This is a genomic window from Escherichia sp. MOD1-EC7011 (assembly GCF_002965005.1).
Taxonomy (GTDB): domain Bacteria; phylum Pseudomonadota; class Gammaproteobacteria; order Enterobacterales; family Enterobacteriaceae; genus Escherichia; species Escherichia ruysiae.
The window spans coordinates 1-359 of record NZ_PTRD01000090.1; the positions used below are offsets into that span (position 1 = coordinate 1).

Genomic DNA, 359 nt, shown 5'->3' on the forward strand with positions numbered 1-359 from the left:
CCCCAATTTTTGGGGGCGGAAAAACAAAACTATGCTTGCGTTATGTGAGTGTGCTTCTTGCATTCATCCCTGTCGATGAACATCGAAGAACATAACACGATGTTAAACAAAACAAAATATTGTTCACATTCACTGTGACCAACCGCGATCATGTCTCCTCTCGGTGGTGTGTGTTCGTGCATCTTCCTCGCGCTGCCATTCCTCCCAGGTACGATTAAAACCCAGCGAGCGGAACAGATGATCCGGCTGTTTTTCTGGTGTGTTGACGGCAGCAAAAAGCGGTGCCTCCCGGGTTTTCAGATGAAACTGCATCAGTTCTGGTGCAGGTGATATGTGGCTGTCTGACTCGTGATTTACGG

The 359-nt window shown here is 48.2% G+C and carries 1 pseudogene; it reads right to left on the reverse strand.

Going from position 1 to position 359, the window contains the following annotated elements:
- Positions 1–129: 129 nt before the first annotated feature.
- Positions 130–359, reverse strand: a pseudogene (locus tag A7098_RS23600) (conjugal transfer protein); the annotation flags it as partial.